This is a genomic window from Campylobacter concisus (assembly GCF_002914195.1).
GTDB classification, from domain to species: domain Bacteria; phylum Campylobacterota; class Campylobacteria; order Campylobacterales; family Campylobacteraceae; genus Campylobacter_A; species Campylobacter_A concisus_M.
This window is the reverse complement of sequence record NZ_PPAU01000080.1, coordinates 24,597-43,370: the sequence shown is the minus strand read 5'-3', so window position 1 is coordinate 43,370 and position 18,774 is coordinate 24,597. Positions and strand designations below refer to the sequence as shown.

The following is an 18,774-nucleotide window of genomic DNA, read 5'->3' as shown; positions in this document are numbered from 1 at the left end:
TAGGAGGGGGATGGTTAAGAGACCTTCGATCTTGCTACCGAGCGGGCAGGCCTTGGGTGAGTCAGAGTGGATCTTAAAAAGTTTTTCTTTATCATTTACTGTGTTAAAAATTTGAAGGAGGGTTAGGATTCTCTATTTAATATTAAGTAAGCCTCCTATTGAATATTCTAAATACCTAGTTAAATTTATAAAAAACTCTATTTAGATAAAGTCCTTCAGCTGGAGCTGGGATACGAGTTAATGCAAGGTGTCCATTAAGCGAAGCATTGATGAGCTCACTACCATTTTTGATACTCAAAGCTTTAAGTAGATTTGCAATCATAAGCCGCACTTGAGCGCGTAAAAAGCCATTTGCTTTAAAAACGATGATAGTTTGGTTTTTGTGTTTATAACAAAATGCTTTAAAAATTTCTCGTACTGGGCTTTTTGTGTCACTTCCTGTTTTCATATAGGAGCTAAAATCATGCTCGCCAACAAAATTAGATAAAATTTTATTTGCTTTTTTGATATCAAATTTTGGCAAAAAGACTTTATAATTTGAGCTAAAAACATCAAATTCTCCATGATCTATAATGTATCTATAAGACCTTGCTACGGCGTCAAATCTTGCTTGAAAATTTTCATCAACTAAATTTATACGTTTTATATGAATATTTGGGTGGGCATGGCGGTTGATTAGCTCTTTTAAGTGCTCTAAATTTTTAAAATGATCGCCACAAATTACGCTTGAACTTTGATTGATCGCATGAACGTTTTTGTCCGTACGTGAGCTAGAGACTATTTTTTCAAATATTCCAACGTGAGCTAGAGCACGTGAGAGCTCATCTTCTACGCCATTTTCATGTGGCTGAGTTTGCGAGCCTTGAAATTTGGAGCCATCGTAGCTATAAATTAGTTGGATTTTCATTAGTATCTTCGCACGATTTTGGCTTTAAAAAGCAAAATCCCTGCCAATAAAAAGACGAAAAATATGAGTGGAATCGCAAAAGCTGGTTTTGATGAAAATAGCATTATGAGCGTAAAATACCCAAATAAAACGCCAAATGTCCCAACATAAACCATGCCCTTTTCATATCTATAAGTAACGATGCCAAAGCTTATGGCAAAAAGTGTACTGGCAAGTGGAAATAGTGCAACAAGTACATACGTACTAAGATCTTTTCTTCTTTTTTCGCTACTATTTGCCTCCGTCCAGTACTCCTTTATACTGCCTATATCGCTTATCTCTTCACTTTGGGCAGTCCTTATCTTCATGGATTTGAAGTTGCTTTGATGATAAATTTCATCTTTTATGTCATACATTTTTCCATCTACTAAAGAGAGCTCAATGCTTTGATTTGTATTAGTGATCTTTGCGTTTTTAGCAGTGATTAAGCGTTGGGAGCCTTTAATGTAAGGATTAAACATCACGATATCTTTATAAGTAGTGCCGTTGTTATCTTGCATTTCACTACCCACATAGACCATCCAGTCAGAGAATTTTTGTCCAAACTGAGTTGGCTTTAAATTTAGCTTTGCAACAGTCTTTTTGTAGTCGATGAAATTTGCATTTAGCTGGGCGGCTATTGGTATCATGACGATGGCAACTACCAGCAAAGCGGCACTTAAAAGGGCTGAAAATGCTAAAAAAAATCTTGCTATTTTATTTGGCGATCCACCAAGCGTAAAAATAACGATACTTTCATTCTCTTTTGATAATCTAAAAAGTGTCATCGCAAGTGATACAAAAAATGCGATAGGCACGACAAAAAGTAGCACGCGTGGAAGCATAAATGAGTAGAGTTTAAAAAGCTCGCCAAAACTGATCTCAATGTAAGAAGTGATGCGTGCGATCTGGATGAAAAATACGATCGACATGATCAAAAAAAGTGTACTAAATAGCGACGCAAAAGTCCCTAGAAAGTTAAATAAAAGATATCTATTTACTCTACTCATAAATAAACCTTAAAATTTCTAAAATTTGCTCTTTAAAAGCGTATGTAATAAGTAAGCCAAGACTTAAAAATGGCACAAAGGCTAGCTCATAGCTCTTTTTGCGAACGAGCGCATAGACTGGAAGTGTAAAAAGCGCTGCCGAATAGATCGCCACTAGAGCCAGTTTGACTGGCAAGATAGCTCCGATGATTGCTGCTATAAAGATATCTGCACTACCCATCGCTTCTCTTTTTATAGCAAAACTTACGACAAATCTAAGCACCCAAAAGATAAGTGCAAAAAGGAATAAATTTAAAATTTGGGCAAAATTTCCTTTAAATATAAAAAGCATCAGAGCATAGATAAATGCGAAAAATAGCGCTGCAAAAAGAAGCGGATCTGGCACAGCTTTATATCTTATGTCTATGATGCTAAGAGCTAGCAGCATGATAAAGCAAAGCCCTAAAAATAGCACGTAAAGCAGCGTTTCTACACTTAAAATTTCGCCACACTCTTTAAAAAAGCAGATCAAAAAAAGTATCCCAGAAATTAGCTCGATCACTGGATAGATGAGGCTTATTTTTTGCTTACAAAAGGCGCATTTACCGCCTAAAAATAGCCACGAAAAAATTGGAACGTTGTGATAAAAATTTAGCTTGTGATTACAGTTTGGGCAGTGTGAGGCTGGAAAATTTATGCTCTCATTTCGTGGCAAGCGATATATCAGCACATTTGAAAATGAGCCTACACAAATACCTAAAACAAAAGCAAAGACGGCAAAAAAGATGACTAAATTATCCATTATCTCACTAAACTCCGCCAAATCTTCGCTCTATATCTTTAAATTTAGCAACGATGCTTGCAAGCTCATCATTGCTAAAGTCAGGCCAAAGTGTGGGCGTAAAAAATAGCTCTGCGTAGCTTGCTTGCCAAAGCATGAAATTTGAAAGCCTGCTCTCGCCACCAGTCCTAATAAGAAGATCCACCGGCTCACTCTCATCAAGTGCTGCATTTAGGCTTGCTTCGTTTATCTCGCAGCCTTCTAAAGTTAGCTTTTTTACAGCTCTAATGATCTCATCTTTTGAGCCGTAGTTTATAGCTAAATTTAATAATAAATTTTTATTCTCTCTTGTAGCGTTTTTGGTGATCTCTATCTCGTTTTTTAGCTCATCTCTGAATGGTGAAATATCGCCGATTGTATTAAATTTAATCCCATTTTTTATAAAGTCAACACGCTTTAAAATTAGAAATTTCTTAAGCAAATTCATCAAAAACTCGACCTCTTTTTGTGGCCTTTTCCAGTTTTCAGTACTAAATGCGTAAAGACTTAAAATTTTCACGCCATTATCGATACAAAATTCGCACATATCGCTTACTACATTTGCTCCGGCTTCGTGCCCATTTGTCCGTAAAAATCCACGTTTTTTAGCCCAGCGTCCATTTCCATCCATGATAATAGCAAGGTGGTTTAATTCATTCAATCTTTAGCCTTTTATATCAATAATTTGTTCTTTTTTGCTCCAAAGAGCACTTACATTTTGCACTGTTATGTTGGCGCTAAATTCACTTTTTAACAAGCTAGCTACATTATTAAATGGAGTCGTGATCTCGTATAAAACTTCATCTTTAAATTTAAAAATAAGTGGAGCAAAATTTGAAAATATTAAAAAAATTTTCATATCATTCTCCTCTTTTTTTAGCTGAAAAACGCCGTTTATGCCATTATAAATAAATGGTATGTGCAAGACATTTTCTTGCAGAGCAAAGAGCATTTTCGCTAGCACTTTCATCTCGTTTTTTGTTTTAGCTTCACTTAAACTTTTAAATAAATGGTCATAAAACCACGATAAATTCTCATTTTCTATCAAATTTTCGATAAGATTTAGCCCATCAGCCAAGACATCTTCGTCTAAAATTCTTGGCTTTTCGTATAAATTTTTTATGACGATATTTTCGCCCTGGCTTTGCACCTCGCCCCAGTATCTCGAGCCTACGTTTAGCTCTTTTGCGCTTTTTGTGTTTAAATTTTTATTTGCAAAATTTAAAATGTATCTGTTAAAACCGATCTTTTGGCTTACTAAGATACTAAGCGGAAGTGACGAATTTATAGCTACTAACGGTGAATTTGCATTTTTTGCTATTTTTTGAATGCGAGAAATTTTCTCTATCATAAATTTGCCGCTAGCTCCACGATATGTCTTGCGATCTCGTCTTTTGCGGCAAGCGGCAGCAAAGTTTCACTATTTTTCGTGATGAAATTTACCTCATTTTGCTCGCTTGCAAAGCCATTTTTCTCACCCAAGATATTTAGACAAACTGCGTCAAGCCCCTTTTGCTCCAGCATTACTCTAGCATTTTTGTGTGCATTCTCCTTTGAGATTTCAAGCTTAAAGCCGATCTTTTTGCATTTAAACTCTTTTAAGCTTTGCAAAATATCGACATTTCTCTTTAGACTTAAGCTTAAAATTTCGCCAACGTCCTCTTTTTTTATCTTGCCATCAATTTTTGTCGGCATAAAATCGCTTACTGCAGCACACATTACAAGCAAATTCGCACTCTTACACTCGCTCTTGCAAAGCTCTAAAAGCTCACTGCTTGAGCTAAATTTAAGGCTCTCAAATGGCTCGTTTTCCGCTTCAAAGCTAGCAAGCAGTTTTACCTCCGCACCTGCGTAGTAAAAGACTCTAGCCAAAGCTCTTGCCATCTTGCCGCTTGAAAAATTTGTAATGGCTCTAACATCATCTATCTTTTCAGTCGTCGCACCACCAGTGATTACTACTTTTTTGCCTGCGAAAATGGGCTTGCTAAGCTTTTTTATGGCAGCTTCTACTATCACTTCGGGGCTTGCAAGGCCACCCTTGCCAACATCGCCACAAGCTAGAGTTTTAAGAACTGGCTCAACTACTAAAGCGCCGTTTTTTCTTAAAATTTCAAGTGAATTTTGCGTCGCAAAATGCTCGATCATATTGTTATTTGCAGCTGGGGCGACAACCAAAGGCACATGCGAGGCGGCGATTAGCGTTTGCATGAAGACATTGTCGCAGATGCCAGCTGTTAGCTTATTTATCGTATTTACCGAGGCTGGTGCGATTAGGACTAGATCCATTTTAGAGTAGGCTATGTGATTTACGCCATCCTGCCAGTTTTGCGTTTGTGAGCTTAAAATTTTATGCTCACTTAGCGCCTCAAAGCCGCTTGCACTGCAAAATTCAAGCACTCCGTCACTTAAAGCCACATAAACATCAGCACCTTTCTTTTTAAGCAGCGATAAAATTTCAAAAGCCTTATAAAAGGCGATACTGCCGCAAACGGCTAGTAAAATTTTCTTATTTTTTAACATCGTCTTTGCCAAAGAATTTCTCAAAAAAGCCGCTTTTGTTCTCTTGACGACCTCTGCTAATCGCTAGTGCTCCACTCTCAACATCTTTTGTGATGGTACTACCTGCTGCGATGATGACATTATCAGCGATATTTACAGGGGCTACTAGCTGTGTATCTGAGCCAACAAAGACGTTTTTGCCGATCTTTGTTTTATATTTTGCTTTGCCGTCGTAGTTGCATGTGATCGTGCCACAACCGATATTTGTGCCACTTTCTATCTCGCAGTCGCCAAGATAGCTCAAATGTCCAGCTTTTACGCCGCTAAGAACGCCTTTTTTAACCTCGACGAAATTTCCTATATGTGTGTCAGAAATTTTAGAATTTGGCCTAATGTGAGCTAGCGGGCCGATGTCTGAGTTTTTGATGACGCTATTTTCGATCACTGATGAGCTTTTGATGATACTCTCTGTGATGACGCACTCGCCAAGGATACTTACGTTTTCTTCTAGCACACACTCACCTTCAAATTTAGCCCTGCTGTCTATGAAAATGCTCTCAGGCATGCGCATCAAAACGCCAGCTTTCATCAAATTTTGTTTGATCTCATCTTGCATTATTTTTTCTGCAATGCTAAGCTGAAATTTATCATTTATGCCCATGAAATTTTGCTCATTTACATTTACTGCGACGCACTTTAAGCCCTTTTCGTTTGCTATTTTTATGGCATCTGTTAGGTAGTACTCTTTTTGCGCGTTTTGGTTGCTTATGAGTGGTAGAATTTGCTCTAGTGCCTCGCGTTTAAAGCAGTAGCAGCCAGCATTTACGCTTTTTATCGCAAGTTGCGCTTCGCTTGCATCTTTTTGCTCGACGATGCCTTCAACTTTGCCGTTTTTTATGATGACTCTGCCGTAGCCAAAAGGATTTGCTGCTTCAAAAGAGCTCATAACCACGTCAGCTTCGGCATTTGCTAGACGCATTAGATCGGTTGATTTTACAAGAGGCATATCGCCACAAGTTACAAGCACCTTTTTGCCGCTTAAATTTACGCTCTTTATCGCGCCAGCAGTGCCTGGGAAATTTGTATGATCTTGCTCAAAAATTTTAGTTTGAGGAAAAATTTCTTTTATTTTTTGACTAATTAACTCTTTTTCGTAGTGAAGCACGACGCTAACGTCATTTGTGATCGCATAAGCTTGCTTTAAGATGTGAATGATCATTGGCTCACCGCAAAGTTCAAATAGGACTTTTGGACGTTTTGATTTCATTCTAGTGCCAAGACCAGCTGCTAAAATTATGATTGAAGTATTGTTCATTTTTAAGCCTTTTAACGTTAAAAATTTCGCAGATTGTAGCAAAAAATGCCAAACATTTTTTTTAATTTAACGATTGTTTCAACAAAAAGCTAATAAAATAGCAATTCTTAAGAATTTATAAATAAAGTGAGCTTAAATGGATTTAGGAACCGTCGTCGGCTGGGTTTTGACCCTGGTGCTTTTGTTTGGATCAATGGCGATAGGCGTTGGTATAGGACCATACATCGATATTCCTTCTGTGATGATCGTTTTTGGTGGTACTATCGGCGTTATGATGGTTGGCTTCAAGATGGAGACGCTTAAAGGAATTGGTAAATTTTATGGCATTGCTGTTAAGCCACCAGTCGTAGTAAATTTACCTGAGACTATAAAAAAAATAGTTGATTATTCAACTAAAGCTAGACGTGATGGTATCTTATCGCTTGAAAGCGAAGTAAATAATGAGACAAATCAGTTTTTAAAAAGAGGCCTCTCAATGGCGGTCGATGGCAATGAGCCAGATGCGATCAGAGCGCTTTTGGAGATCGATATCGATCAAACTAGCACAAGACATTCAAATAATATTAAAATTTTTGAGCAAGTTGGCGGTTTTGCTGGTGCTATGGGTATGATAGGAACGCTCATTGGTCTTGTTGCGATGCTTCTTAACATGTCAGATCCTAGTGCGATTGGCCCATCAATGGCAGTTGCCTTGCTTACGACGCTTTATGGTGCGATGATAGGTAACATCATAGGTGCGCCTGTGGCAAACATCCTCTCTATTCGTGATGCTGATGAAGCACTTGAAAAACAAGTCGTACTTGAGGGAATCATGTCGATACAAGCGGGCGATAATCCAAGAACGCTTGAAGCTAAACTCTTAGCGTTTTTACCACCAAAAGATAGAAAAAGTCAGTTCGAATAATGGGTAAGTTAATAAAACCAGAAGAGTGTCCAAAATGTATGCCTGAGTGGTTAGCTGCTTTTGGCGACCTCATGTCACTTTTGCTTTGTTTTTTCGTTTTATTGCTTTCTATGGCGACAATGGATGCTAAAAAGATGGAGGCTGCCGTTGGCTCACTAGCTGGTGCTTTAAGTGTGCTTGAAGGTGGTGCTAGACCTGAAAATCAGATAGAAAAAGAGACGGATCCAGAAAATACTCGTGCAAAAAAGATAAGCAAGCAAAAGGGCTCACAAAGTGAGCTAAATATGAATGTTAAAAAGATAAATGAGCTGCTAGCTGCTAGTGGAGCGCCCGAGATTACGATGGAAGAGAGTGAAGATGGCTTTATCGTAAGGCTTCCAGCAGCTATGCTTTTTGAGAAAGATAGTGCTGAAATTTCTGGCGAAGATGCGAAGCTGTTTTTAAAACGAATAGGCATGATTGTGGCGAAAATGCCTAATGATGTAAAAGCCGATATTATCGGCCATACAGATAATATAGAACCAAGCAAAGACTCAGCTTATAAAAATAACTGGCAGCTCTCAACTGCAAGGGCTTTAAGCGTAGTTGAAGAGTTAATTAACGATGGCGTGCCACAAAATAGAATAATAGCTTCTGGCAAAGCTTCGTTTGATCCGATCGCTAGCAACGGTACAGAAGAGGGTAGAGCTAAGAATAATAGAGTAGAAATTCACTTCATATCGCTTGAGCCAAAAAATAAAGAGGCTACTAAGAAGAGTATCCTTGACATGAGGAATTAGTCGTGAAAGCACTGCTTGCTTTAGCGGTTTTGCTTTGCACGGTTTTTGGAGCTGATCCTGCGCTACCAACTATAAATTTAAGTCTAAATTCTCCAGCAAATGCCGAGCAACTAGTAAATTCTCTAAACGTTTTACTAATCCTCACCGCACTTGCACTTGCCCCTTCGCTTATTTTTATGATGACAAGTTTTTTAAGGCTTGTTATCGTATTTTCATTTTTACGCCAAGCGATGGGCACGCAACAAGTTCCACCTTCAACAGTGCTTATCTCGCTTGCGATGGTTCTTACATTTTTTATCATGGAGCCAGTTGGGCAAAAGAGCTATAACGATGGCATAAAGCCTTATATAGCTGAGCAAATAGGCTATGAAGAGATGCTTGATAAGAGCTTAAAGCCATTTAAAGAATTTATGGTAAAAAACACAAGGGAAAAAGACCTTGCGCTTTTCTTTAGGATTAGAAATTTACAAAATCCAGCAAATATTGAAGAGATACCGCTAAGCATCGCGATGTCAGCCTTTATGATAAGCGAGCTAAAGACATCTTTTGAGATAGCATTTTTGCTCTATCTGCCGTTTTTAGTTATCGACATGGTCGTAAGCTCCGTTTTGATGGCGATGGGTATGATGATGCTGCCTCCTGTCATGATCTCGCTGCCGTTTAAACTACTCATCTTCGTGCTAGTTGATGGCTGGAATTTACTAATAGGAAACCTCGTAAAGAGCTTTCACTGATGAAAAAAATTTTATTCATTTTTTTGCCAGTGTTTTTGCTTGGTTCAAATTTAAGTGTGATCGCAAACAAAGCAACGCAAAATGAAATTTCAAAGATCAAAGAGCTTGAGCTAAAAAGAGCAAATTTAAACGATGAAGCCACATTAAGCTCATATATGCCAAGCCTTAGCTTAGAGGGCTCATATGGCAAAAATGCAAGCAATTTTCCAAGTGTTGTTGCTAAAGAGTCAGCCGGTGTGCTGGCTAGAATTGATTTTTTGCTTTATGATGGCGGGGCTAGAGAGGCTAGGCTAAAGATGAGTCAGCTTTTGAAAAATAAAGCTGCTATCGCTAGTGATGAAGCCAAAAACTACCTTGCATTTAAGGCCGTAAATTTATACTTTAACGCAGCTGCGCTTGAAAATATAATCACAGCCAAGCAGGCTCAGGCAAATTTTTTAAAAGGCGTTTTAGACAAGCTTGAAAAGGCAAACATTGCAGGCCTTGCCGCAAAAGATGAGCTTGAGAATGTAAGGGCTAAATATTACTTAGCTAATAGCACGCAGCTTGAATACAAAAACAAAATGGAGCAAATCTTAAATGAGATAAATTTGCTAACTGGTGAGAAAATTTTGCCAGTAGGCGGAGCAAAGATGGCTGATATTAGCTCAAATTTAGCTTCAAAGAATGCCGAGCTTGATAGACTAAGCCAAGATATATTTTTAGGTGAGGCCAAGCTTAGCGAGACAAGAGCTGATTTTTTGCCCAAAATAATGCTTTATGACACATATGGATTTTATAAAAATAATTACGACATCGACCTAGGCAGGCTTAGTTCTTACCGCTCATACGTGGATAAATATCTAAAAGAAGATACTCATGGTAATAAATTTGGTATCGCTTTTAAATGGAAAATTTTTGATTTTTTTGCCACTAGCAAGATGAGTCAGGCTCAAAAGATCGCGCTTGATGAGGCAAGGCTAAATTTGGAGTATAAAAGGCGTGAAAATGAGACAAGGCTTAAAAATTTGCAAAGTGAAATAGTGGTGCTTACTTCAAAAATCGCTTCACTAAACGAATATGTAAAAGCAAGCGATTTGGCATTAAAAGCTAGCTATGAGAAGTATAACTCTGGACTTTTGGGATATAGCGATCTGCTTGAGGCGCTCTCTCAGAAATTTGATGCCATTAGCCTTTTTGAGAGTGCAAAGGATGAGCTTGAGATCAAAAAAGCGGAGTTCTTTTTTGAAAATGGCGAGCCAATTTTGGAGAGGATTAGAGATTGAAAAAGCTGATAATTTTAATGATATTTGGCATTTTTTCATTTGCTAGTGAAGAAATTTTTGCTGATTTTGAAGTCTATGCTAAGCAAAGCTCAAAGCTTGCATTTGAGGGTAGTGGCAAGGTGGATAAAATTTTTGTAGATGTATCAAGCCATGTTAAAAAGGGCGACGTGCTAGCTATTCTTGATCAAAGCAGCCTAGAAATCGCTCTTAAAAAGGCAAAAAATGATCTTGAGCTGGCAAAAAACGCTAGTGAATTTGCAAAAAATACTTTAAGCAAATTTACTCAAGTAAGGAACGTCACTTCAAAGCAAGAATTTGACGAGGTAAAGTATAAATTTGACGAAGCGATACTTCGGGTTCAAAGTGCACAAATTGCTATTTTAAATGCGCAAGATCGCCTTAAAAAGGCCGTTTTAAAAGCTCCATTTGATGGCGTCATAGCTAGTAAAAATGTCGAGCTTGGCGAGAGTGCTTCGCCGCTTCAGCCAGCCTTTGTCTTAAACTCCGAAGAGGCTAAAATTTTAATATCGATCGATGAAAAATATGCAAATTTAGTAAAAGTTGGCAACATTTTTAAATTTAGGCTTGACGCAACAAGCGATGAAAAAGAGGTTAAGATCGCGCTAATTTATCCAGAGATAAAAAGAGAGACTAGAAAATTTTACGCCGAGGCTTATGATACGAGCTTAAAACCTGGCATGTTTGGTCAAGGAAAAGTGATAATCGGCGAAAATAAATGATAAAAATAGCCATAAACCGCCCCATAACTACGCTTATGATATTTTTAAGCCTCGTTGTCTTTGGCATCTACTCGCTAAAGACGATGAATGTAAATTTATACCCGCAAGTAAATATCCCAATCGTTAAGATCACGACCTACGCAAATGGCGATATGAACTACATCAAGACAAAGATCACGCAAAAGATAGAGGACGAGGTCTCAAGCATCGAGGGGATAAAAAAGCTTTACTCAACTAGCTTTGACAACCTAAGCGTGGTAAGCATCGAATTTGAGCTAAACAAAGACCTAGAGAGCGCTACAAACGACGTCCGCGACAAGATGCAAAAAGCACGCCTAAACGCAAACTACGAGATAGAAAAGCTAAATGGTCTCTCATCTTCTGTCTTTAGTCTCTTTATCACAAGGCTTGATAATAATCAAACCAAGCTCATGCAAGAGATCGATGACGTGGCAAAGCCATTTTTGGAGCGAATTAGCGGCGTTTCAAAGGTCAAGACAAATGGTTTTTTAGAGCCAGCAGTGAAAATTTTGCTAGATAGATTTAAGCTTGATAAAAACGCTCTTAGCGCAAACGAAGTGGCAAATTTAATAAAGGTTGAAAATTTAAAAGCACCGCTTGGCAAGATAGAAAATGAGCAAATCCAAATGGCGATCAAGTCAAATTTCAGCGCCAAAAGCATAGATGAGATAAGAAATTTAACGATCAAGCAAGGGGTCTTTTTAAAAGATATCGCAAGTGTTGATCTCGCTCACAAAGACGCAAACGAAGCAGCGATAATGGATAAAAAAAGTGGCGTCTTGCTTGGCCTTGAGCTAGCCCCAGATGCAAATGCTCTAACCGTGATCGCTCTAGCTAAAGTAAAGCTAGATCAGTTTAAAAGCCTGCTTGGCAGCGAATATGACTTAAAAATAGCCTACGATAAGAGCGAAGTAATACAAAAGCACATCGATCAAACCGCCTTTGATATGATCCTTGGCGTCTTGCTAACTATCGTGATCGTATATCTGTTTTTAAGAAATTTCTCGATCACCATTATCTCAGTCGTAGCGATCCCAACTAGCATCGTAGCGACATTTTTCATCATAAATGCCCTAGGCTACGACATCAACCGCTTAAGCCTCATAGCGCTCACACTTGGCATCGGAATTTTCATCGATGATGCGATAGTTGTCACTGAAAATATCGCTAGCAAGCTAAAAGATGAGCCAAATGCCCTAAAAGCAAGCTTTGCAGGCATAAAAGAGATAGCATTTAGCGTCTTTGCGATCTCGCTCGTGCTACTTTGCGTCTTTGTGCCTATCGCCTTTATGAGCGGCATCGTTGGCAAGTACTTTAACTCCTTTGCGATGAGCGTGGCAGCTGGCATCGTCATCTCATTTTTTGTGAGTATCTTTCTTGTGCCAACGCTTAGCGCTAGGTTTGTAAATGCCAAACAAAGCGGCTTTTTTCTAAAAAGCGAGCCATTTTTTGAAGCGCTTGAAAATGGCTATGAGAAAATTTTAGCCTTAGCACTTAAATTTAAGCTCGTATTTTTAGCCATAACGTTTGTGGTCGTTGTTTGCTCGTTTGGACTGGCTAAATTTGTAGGCGGCGACTTCATGCCAAGCGAGGATAACTCGGAGTTTAACATCTACTTTAAGCTCGATCCCTCACTTAGCCTGCAAGCTAGCAAAGAGAGACTAAAAGATAAAATTTCACTCATAAACGCCGATCCTCAGGTCGCTTACGCCTACTTCATCCTTGGCTACACAGATGCCAAGCAGCCTTATCTTGTAAAAGCTTACGTTAGGCTAAAGGAGCTAAAAGATAGAGCTAATCACGAGCGGCAAAATACTATCATGCAGAGTTTTCGTGACAAGCTAAAAAGTGATGATATGAGCGTCATAGTGGCTGATCTGCCAGTGGTCGAAGGTGGCGATGTGCAGCCAGTTAAGCTTACTATCACCTCTGAAAATGGCAAAGATCTAGAGAAATTTGTGCCAAAGATCAGCAAGATGCTAAAAGAGATAAATGACGCAACGGATGTAAATTCGCCCGAAGAAGATCTGCTAAAGCGCGTGCAAATTTCTATCGATGAAGATAAGGCTAAGAGGCTAAATTTAGATAAAGCTAGCATTGCAAGCGCTGTTTATAGCGCATTTAGCCAGAACGAGGTCTCTGTTTTTGAAAACGAAAATGGCAAAGAGTATGAGCTTTATATGCGTCTTGATGATAAATTTAGAAGCGATACAAATGATATCTTAAAGACCAAGATAAGAAGCAATGAGGGCTTTTTTGTCACACTTGGCGATGTGGCGACGATTAGTTTTGAGCAAAAGCCAGCTAGCATTTCAAGGTTTAATAGAGCCGATGAGATCAAATTTTTAGCAAATACCAAAAACAACGCTCCGCTAAATAGCGTGGCAAATGAAATTTCAAAGAAGCTTGACGAAATTTTGCCAGCAAATTTCAAGTATAAATTTCTAGGATTTGTTGAGCTCATGGATGATACGAACGCTTCGTTTATCTTTACGGTAAGTGCGAGTGCGGTGCTTATTTACATGGTGCTAGCTGCACTTTATGAGAGCTTTTTGCTGCCATTTCTCATCATGCTTGCCATGCCGCTTGCCTTTTGTGGCGTGGTGATTGGCCTTTTTATAAGCGGCAATCCATTTAGCCTATTTGTCATGGTTGGCGTCATTTTGCTCTTTGGCATGGTCGGCAAAAACGCCATTTTGGTGGTTGATTTTGCAAACCACTTTGCAAATAACGGCATAGAGGCAAATGAAGCTGTGAAAATGGCTGCTAAAAAGCGACTAAGAGCCGTTTTGATGACTACTTTTGCGATGATATTTGCCATGCTACCTCTTGCTCTTAGCAGGGGTGCTGGCTTTGAGGCCAACTCACCTATGGCTATAAGCATCATCTTTGGGCTCATTAGCTCGACTTTGCTAAGCTTGCTTGTCGTGCCAGTGCTTTTTGCTTGGGTCTATAATCTTGATAAATTTATAAGAAAATTTTATGAAAGGGAGAGAATTTGAAGAAGATTTTGGCTGTTTTGCTCTTTGCTTTGCCTCTTTGGGCTGGAAATTTACTAGAGATCATCGCTCTGGCGCAAAGTGCGAAGCTTGAGAGCTTGAAAGAATTTAATAAAAATGAATATATAAATAAAAATAAAAGCAACAAGCTAAATTTATCCCTTGATGGCAGATATACCTTTGTGCCTGATGAGATAAAGGGTGGATATATGACAAAGGCGGGATCGATCACGGCAAAGGTTGAGTATCTCATATTTGACGGCGGTGCGAGCGAGGCTGCTGATAAAATTTTAGACCACAAGGGCGTGGAGAAAATTTACAAAGATGAAGAGCTGATGAATCTCACTGCTTTTCAGGTCGCAAAGGTCTATTTCAACGCTATCGCACTAAATTCTCTTATAAATTTAGAGACAAAATTTGTAGATAGCTTTGCCAAAGCTGCTAGCGAAAATGAGTTTTGGTTTGAGTATGGCGAGATAGATAAGAGCGAATTTGATGCGATAAATTTTACTCTTAATAAAAAAAGAGCCGAGCTAGACGAGCTTGGGCTTAAGCTAGCCGAGCTAAACTCAAGGATAAATTTGCTCTCAAACGGCGAGATCGGCTTTAATGCTGGCTCAAAGATAATGATGCCTGATTTTAGCAAAGATGATATAAGCGCAAAACTTGGGGCAATGGAGCAAGAAAAATTTATAAAAGAGCAAGAAAATGAGAAGCAAAAGAGTAAATTTGCTCCAAAAATTTACTTAAAAGATACGCAAAGTGTGAATAATAACAGCTTTAAAAAAGGTGAGAGGACGACTTCGCAGATGATAGGTGCTTACGCTGATGCGAATAAGCCTAGAGTGGAGTTTGAGTGGAAGCTGCCTGATAGCTTAAGTCTTAGCAAGCAAAGTCAAGTTAAACGCATTGAAGAGCAAAAGGCGGCACTTGATCTAAGCGATGAAGAAAATAGGATAATCACTCGCCTAAAAGAACTAGAAAGCACGATCAAAGGTCTAAATGCGAAGTTAAATTTGCAAGATTTGAAGCAAGATAAGCTTGATAGTGATTTTATTGATCTGCTAAATGGCTATCTTGATGGCGAGATAAAATATGAAGAATTTTTGTTTGTGAGTGAGAAAAATTTTAGCGATAGGGCAAATTTCATACTTGATGGCGATTTGCTTGAGCTAAACAAGCTTGAGTATTTTTTTGAATGTGCAAGAAAAATAAATGAGGTGATAATTGAATAAACTGATCTTTGTAACCATTTTGTGGGCATTTAGTTTTAGTTTGATAGGCGAGTTTTTAGCTGGCAAGGTTGATAGCTATTTGGCTGTTTTTATTCGGGTTGCGCTTGCGAGCTTAGTCTTTTTGCCATTTACAAAATTTCGTGGCATCAGCCCAAAGCTAGCATTTGGCATCATGGCGATCGGAGCGGTGCAAATAGGACTTATGTATCTATTTTATTACAATTCATTTTTGTATTTAAGCGTGCCAGAAGTAGCACTTTTTACCATTTTTACGCCGTTTTATGTGACGCTCATCTACGACGCATTTAGCTTTAAATTTAGACCACTTTATCTATTTAGCGTTGGCGTTGCAGTTTTTGGAGCTTTGGTTATAAAATACGGCGCTATAAACGATGGTGTATTAAAGGGCTTTTTACTAGTGCAAGCGGCAAATATCTGCTTTGGAGCAGGGCAGAGTGCATATAAAGCACTTTTAGAAAAATTTGACGTGGATCAAAAAAATGTCTTTGGCTACTTTCACTTTGGTGCATTTTTTGTAGCTGTCGTTGCGCTTCTTACTCTTGGCAATCCAGCCAAATTTTCACTTACTTCAACGCAAATTTTAGTGCTTCTCTGGCTTGGTGTGGTCGCTAGTGGGCTAGGGTATTTTATGTGGAACAAAGGTGCTTGCGAGGTCGATAGCGGCGTGCTTGCCATCATGAATAACGCTCTAATTCCAGCTGCTATCATCGTAAATTTGGTCTTTTGGCAAAAGGATACGGACTTAACTAGGCTAATTTTAGGCGCTGTTATAATGTATATATCTTTGATAATTCACAACAAGATAATGAAATTTTATGGTATGAAGATCGCTTAGGCGTAAATTTTATAGCTAGCAATGAAAAAGCACAAAAGCCCAAGCAGCGGTAAAATGTAGAATATTGATCTAAATTTTATAGCTAGAAGTGAAGCGATATTATAAAAGATAAAAATAATGGCTGGCACGAAAATTTTAGTCGAGCTTAGTCTAAAATTTAAAACATTATTTAGCAAGCCATCAAAGATGTCGCCATACGAAGCGATGTGAAGCGCGGCGCTTAATGGATAAAAAACGCTAAAGATGTAGTTTATGGCAAGGACGCTAAGCTGCTGTAAGCTAATGAGCGGAAAGATATAAAGCACGCAAATTTCCATTGCAAAGCAAACATATAAATTTAAAAGTATAAGATGAATGAAAGGAGAAAATTTATCTTTTAAGTGTTTAAAATATAAAAATATGTAAAAAACACCCATGAGTGAAAAGTAAAAACCTACGCTAAAAAGTAGCTGCGGAAAGAGCGATATGCTAACAAGTGCCACTATAAAAAGTGTTTTGAAGTTTAAAATTTTGACGCCTTTTAACGTGCAATAAAATCCTAAAATGCTCATTAAAAATGCTCGCAAAAAGCTTGGTATAAAGCCTATTATAAAAAAGTAAAATGACAAGACTATAAAAACTATAATGGCTAGATCAAAGTTGTAGTTTCTAAAAGGTAAAAACCTCGCATATAAAAATTTTAAAAGCGGCCTAAATACAAAAAATATAACTGCGCTTATGAAACCTAAATGATAGCCACTTATGGCTATAAGATGCGCTATACCAAGGTGCGAGACGTCATCTCTTAACTCTGCGTCAATACTTGTGCCTAAAAATAGAGCCGAGTAGAGCTGTGAAATTTTGCTATTTTCATGCTGGGCGTAGATTAGTGACTGTAATTTTTGGTTGATATTTTGCGTGGCTTTTTGTGGCAGTTTTTCGCGTGAGAAGCTAGGCATGTAAAAGAAGGAAGCAAGATAGTCTTTAAAACTAACGTCTAAATTTATGACGCTTAGAAATATATTATCTCCAGCTTTAAAGTCATCTGTTTTAGCTCCAAGTGTATAAAATGTAAACTCATCAGTCTTAAGCTTTAAAATTTGCCTTTTCTTGCCGTCATCTCCAAGCTTTTCATAGCTAGAAATCACGGTTGCTGTTAGCTCTTGTTCGCCTTTGTCCATAAAAATTTGATATTTATGGTAGCTAATAGCCAAATTTATAGAAAAAATACAAAGGCAAAACAGGCAAAATATAGTAAAAATTTCTCTATTTTTTAAAGCTTTAAAACGCATCAGCCTTCAAATGATACGTCAGATACTGGCATTGCAGACATATCTTCAAACCTTGAGTGTTGCTTTTGAAAGAGTACATCAACTGAGCCAGTTTCACCATTTCTATTTTTGCCAACGATGATCTCGGCCTTTTCTTGAAGCTTATTAAAGACATGATTGCTCTTGTACTCTTTGCCCTCAGCACTTGCGCGTTTTTCTTTCTCTTTTTCTTCTTGTTCTAGATAAAACTCATCTCTATAAACAAAAAGAATGATGTCAGCATCTTGCTCGATCGCACCTGACTCTCTTAGATCGCTTAGCATAGGGCGTTTATTTGCGCGAGATTCAAGGCTTCTGTTTAGCTGAGAAAGGGCGATGATTGGCATATCTAGCTCACGTGCTAAAAGCTTTAATCCACGAGAAATTTCAGCTATTTGGACGTGACGATCAGCGTAGTTATTTGTACTCATCATAAGACCGATGTAATCGATCACGCAAAGTGAAATTTCAGGATGCATAGCCTTTAGTTTTCGCATTTGCGTTCTTACTTGATGGATATTTACATAGCCACTATCATGTACAAAAAGCTTGCTAGCCGCAAACTCCTCGCAAGCATCGCTAAATCTAGCCAACGCTTCATCATCCATCTTTGCAGTCATTATGTCTTGAAGCGGGATAGAGGTCTTACTTGCTAGCATTCTCATCATTATTTGCTCAGCTGGCATCTCGAGCGAGAAAAAAACAACTCCGGCATTATTTTTTAAAACCTGACTCATAAAATTTAAACAAAGTGTCGTTTTTCCCATGCCTGGACGAGCTGCAACGATGATGAGGTCACCATTTTTAAAGCCCTTTATCATCTCATTTAGCTTCTTAAATCCAGTATCAAGTCCAACAATATCTTTTTCGCCAAGTAAAGCTTGAGCATTAATATGATCCATCATTTTCATGATGATCTCTTTGCCTTCTTTTATGACTCCAGTGCTTCCACCTTCTATCAAAGAGTAAAATTCCTGGCTAAGATCATCGACCATATCGCGACTTGGCTTATCTTCATTTACTTTGCTTGGTATGTTGTGAGCGATCTTTACAAGACTTCTTTTTATAGATTTTTCTCTTAGTTCGTTTGCGTATTTTTGAATGTCTATTAGAGAATTTGTGCCCAAAATATCTAGTATTAGCTCTTCGTCGTATTTTTCGCCAAGTCTATTTTTTAAAAATGGCATAGTTATGGGATCATCACTATTTAGGCATGCTACCATTGCATCGTATATTTGCGAATGCCCTTTTAGATAAAAATCCTTTGCCTTAACAATGTCAAAAATTTCACCTAAAATATCGTTGTTTTGCAAAATGGAGCTTAGTATAGCTCGCTCCATATCAATGTCGTAAAGGTTGGTAAATTCTATCTCGTTAACTCTTTGCTTTGCCACAAATTTTCCT

General features: G+C 38.2%; 17 protein-coding genes. 8 read left to right on the top strand and 9 right to left on the bottom strand.

Annotated elements, in window-relative coordinates; translation table 11 throughout:
• Positions 1-175: 175 nt before the first annotated feature.
• The 7 genes from truA to glmU are packed head-to-tail and all read right to left on the bottom strand — an operon-like array spanning position 176 to position 6,548.
• A complete protein-coding gene (truA, locus tag CYP28_RS02180; protein WP_103592928.1) occupies positions 176-907 on the bottom strand; it encodes a tRNA pseudouridine(38-40) synthase TruA in 732 nt (243 codons plus the stop codon).
• Positions 907-1,935 (bottom strand): LptF/LptG family permease, encoded by a 1,029-nt coding sequence (locus CYP28_RS02175; protein ID WP_103592927.1) that lies wholly within the window; start codon positions 1,933-1,935, stop codon positions 907-909. The genes truA and CYP28_RS02175 overlap by 1 nt, the downstream gene beginning before the upstream one ends.
• Complete coding sequence (locus CYP28_RS02170; protein ID WP_103592929.1) at positions 1,928-2,716, bottom strand: prepilin peptidase; 789 nt, start codon at positions 2,714-2,716, stop codon at positions 1,928-1,930. The genes CYP28_RS02175 and CYP28_RS02170 overlap by 8 nt, the downstream gene beginning before the upstream one ends.
• 7 nt (positions 2,717-2,723) lie before the next feature.
• Positions 2,724-3,395, bottom strand: coding sequence for a polyprenyl diphosphate synthase (gene uppS, locus CYP28_RS02165; protein WP_103592926.1), 672 nt, complete (start codon positions 3,393-3,395; stop codon positions 2,724-2,726).
• Positions 3,396-3,398: 3 nt separating this feature from the next.
• The gene (locus CYP28_RS02160; RefSeq protein ID WP_103592925.1) at positions 3,399-4,085 is read right to left on the bottom strand and encodes a hypothetical protein; all 687 of its coding nucleotides are present in this window, start codon (positions 4,083-4,085) and stop codon (positions 3,399-3,401) included.
• Positions 4,082-5,254 (bottom strand): bifunctional phosphopantothenoylcysteine decarboxylase/phosphopantothenate--cysteine ligase CoaBC, encoded by a 1,173-nt coding sequence (gene coaBC / locus CYP28_RS02155; protein WP_103592924.1) that lies wholly within the window; start codon positions 5,252-5,254, stop codon positions 4,082-4,084. The genes CYP28_RS02160 and coaBC overlap by 4 nt, the downstream gene beginning before the upstream one ends.
• Entirely contained in the window at positions 5,241-6,548 is a 1,308-nt protein-coding gene (glmU, locus tag CYP28_RS02150) for a bifunctional UDP-N-acetylglucosamine diphosphorylase/glucosamine-1-phosphate N-acetyltransferase GlmU (RefSeq protein WP_103592923.1), read from the bottom strand. The genes coaBC and glmU overlap by 14 nt, the downstream gene beginning before the upstream one ends.
• 136 nt (positions 6,549-6,684) lie before the next feature.
• Here glmU and CYP28_RS02145 point away from each other — a divergent pair, with 136 nt between their 5' ends.
• From CYP28_RS02145 to CYP28_RS02110, 8 genes are read left to right on the top strand one after another with little or no spacing between them, the layout of a single operon-like run.
• Positions 6,685-7,452, top strand: a complete 768-nt coding sequence (locus tag CYP28_RS02145) for a motility protein A (protein ID WP_103592922.1) — start codon at positions 6,685-6,687, stop codon at positions 7,450-7,452.
• Positions 7,452-8,231 (top strand): OmpA/MotB family protein, encoded by a 780-nt coding sequence (locus CYP28_RS02140; protein WP_103592921.1) that lies wholly within the window; start codon positions 7,452-7,454, stop codon positions 8,229-8,231. The genes CYP28_RS02145 and CYP28_RS02140 overlap by 1 nt, the downstream gene beginning before the upstream one ends.
• A gap of 11 nt (positions 8,232-8,242) precedes the next feature.
• Positions 8,243-8,965, top strand: coding sequence for a flagellar type III secretion system pore protein FliP (gene fliP / locus CYP28_RS02135; RefSeq protein ID WP_196781206.1), 723 nt, complete (start codon positions 8,243-8,245; stop codon positions 8,963-8,965).
• The gene (locus CYP28_RS02130; RefSeq protein WP_103592920.1) at positions 8,965-10,230 is read left to right on the top strand and encodes a TolC family protein; all 1,266 of its coding nucleotides are present in this window, start codon (positions 8,965-8,967) and stop codon (positions 10,228-10,230) included. Before fliP ends, CYP28_RS02130 begins: the two co-directional genes overlap by 1 nt.
• The gene (locus CYP28_RS02125; RefSeq protein WP_103592919.1) at positions 10,227-10,970 is read left to right on the top strand and encodes an efflux RND transporter periplasmic adaptor subunit; all 744 of its coding nucleotides are present in this window, start codon (positions 10,227-10,229) and stop codon (positions 10,968-10,970) included. The genes CYP28_RS02130 and CYP28_RS02125 overlap by 4 nt, the downstream gene beginning before the upstream one ends.
• Positions 10,967-13,993 carry an efflux RND transporter permease subunit gene (locus CYP28_RS02120; protein ID WP_103592918.1) on the top strand — a complete coding sequence of 1,009 codons (3,027 nt, stop codon included), beginning with the start codon at positions 10,967-10,969 and terminating at the stop codon, positions 13,991-13,993. The genes CYP28_RS02125 and CYP28_RS02120 overlap by 4 nt, the downstream gene beginning before the upstream one ends.
• Positions 13,990-15,225, top strand: coding sequence for a TolC family protein (locus tag CYP28_RS02115; protein ID WP_103592917.1), 1,236 nt, complete (start codon positions 13,990-13,992; stop codon positions 15,223-15,225). Before CYP28_RS02120 ends, CYP28_RS02115 begins: the two co-directional genes overlap by 4 nt.
• Positions 15,218-16,081 (top strand): EamA family transporter, encoded by an 864-nt coding sequence (locus CYP28_RS02110; protein WP_087586594.1) that lies wholly within the window; start codon positions 15,218-15,220, stop codon positions 16,079-16,081. The genes CYP28_RS02115 and CYP28_RS02110 overlap by 8 nt, the downstream gene beginning before the upstream one ends.
• Here CYP28_RS02110 and CYP28_RS02105 read toward each other — a convergent pair.
• Positions 16,078-17,352, bottom strand: coding sequence for a ComEC/Rec2 family competence protein (locus CYP28_RS02105; protein WP_103592916.1), 1,275 nt, complete (start codon positions 17,350-17,352; stop codon positions 16,078-16,080). The two genes, CYP28_RS02110 and CYP28_RS02105, sit on opposite strands and share 4 nt — an antisense overlap.
• Complete coding sequence (locus CYP28_RS02100) at positions 17,352-18,764, bottom strand: replicative DNA helicase (RefSeq protein WP_072594392.1); 1,413 nt, start codon at positions 18,762-18,764, stop codon at positions 17,352-17,354. The genes CYP28_RS02105 and CYP28_RS02100 overlap by 1 nt, the downstream gene beginning before the upstream one ends.
• Between the last annotated feature and the right edge of the window lie 10 nt (positions 18,765-18,774).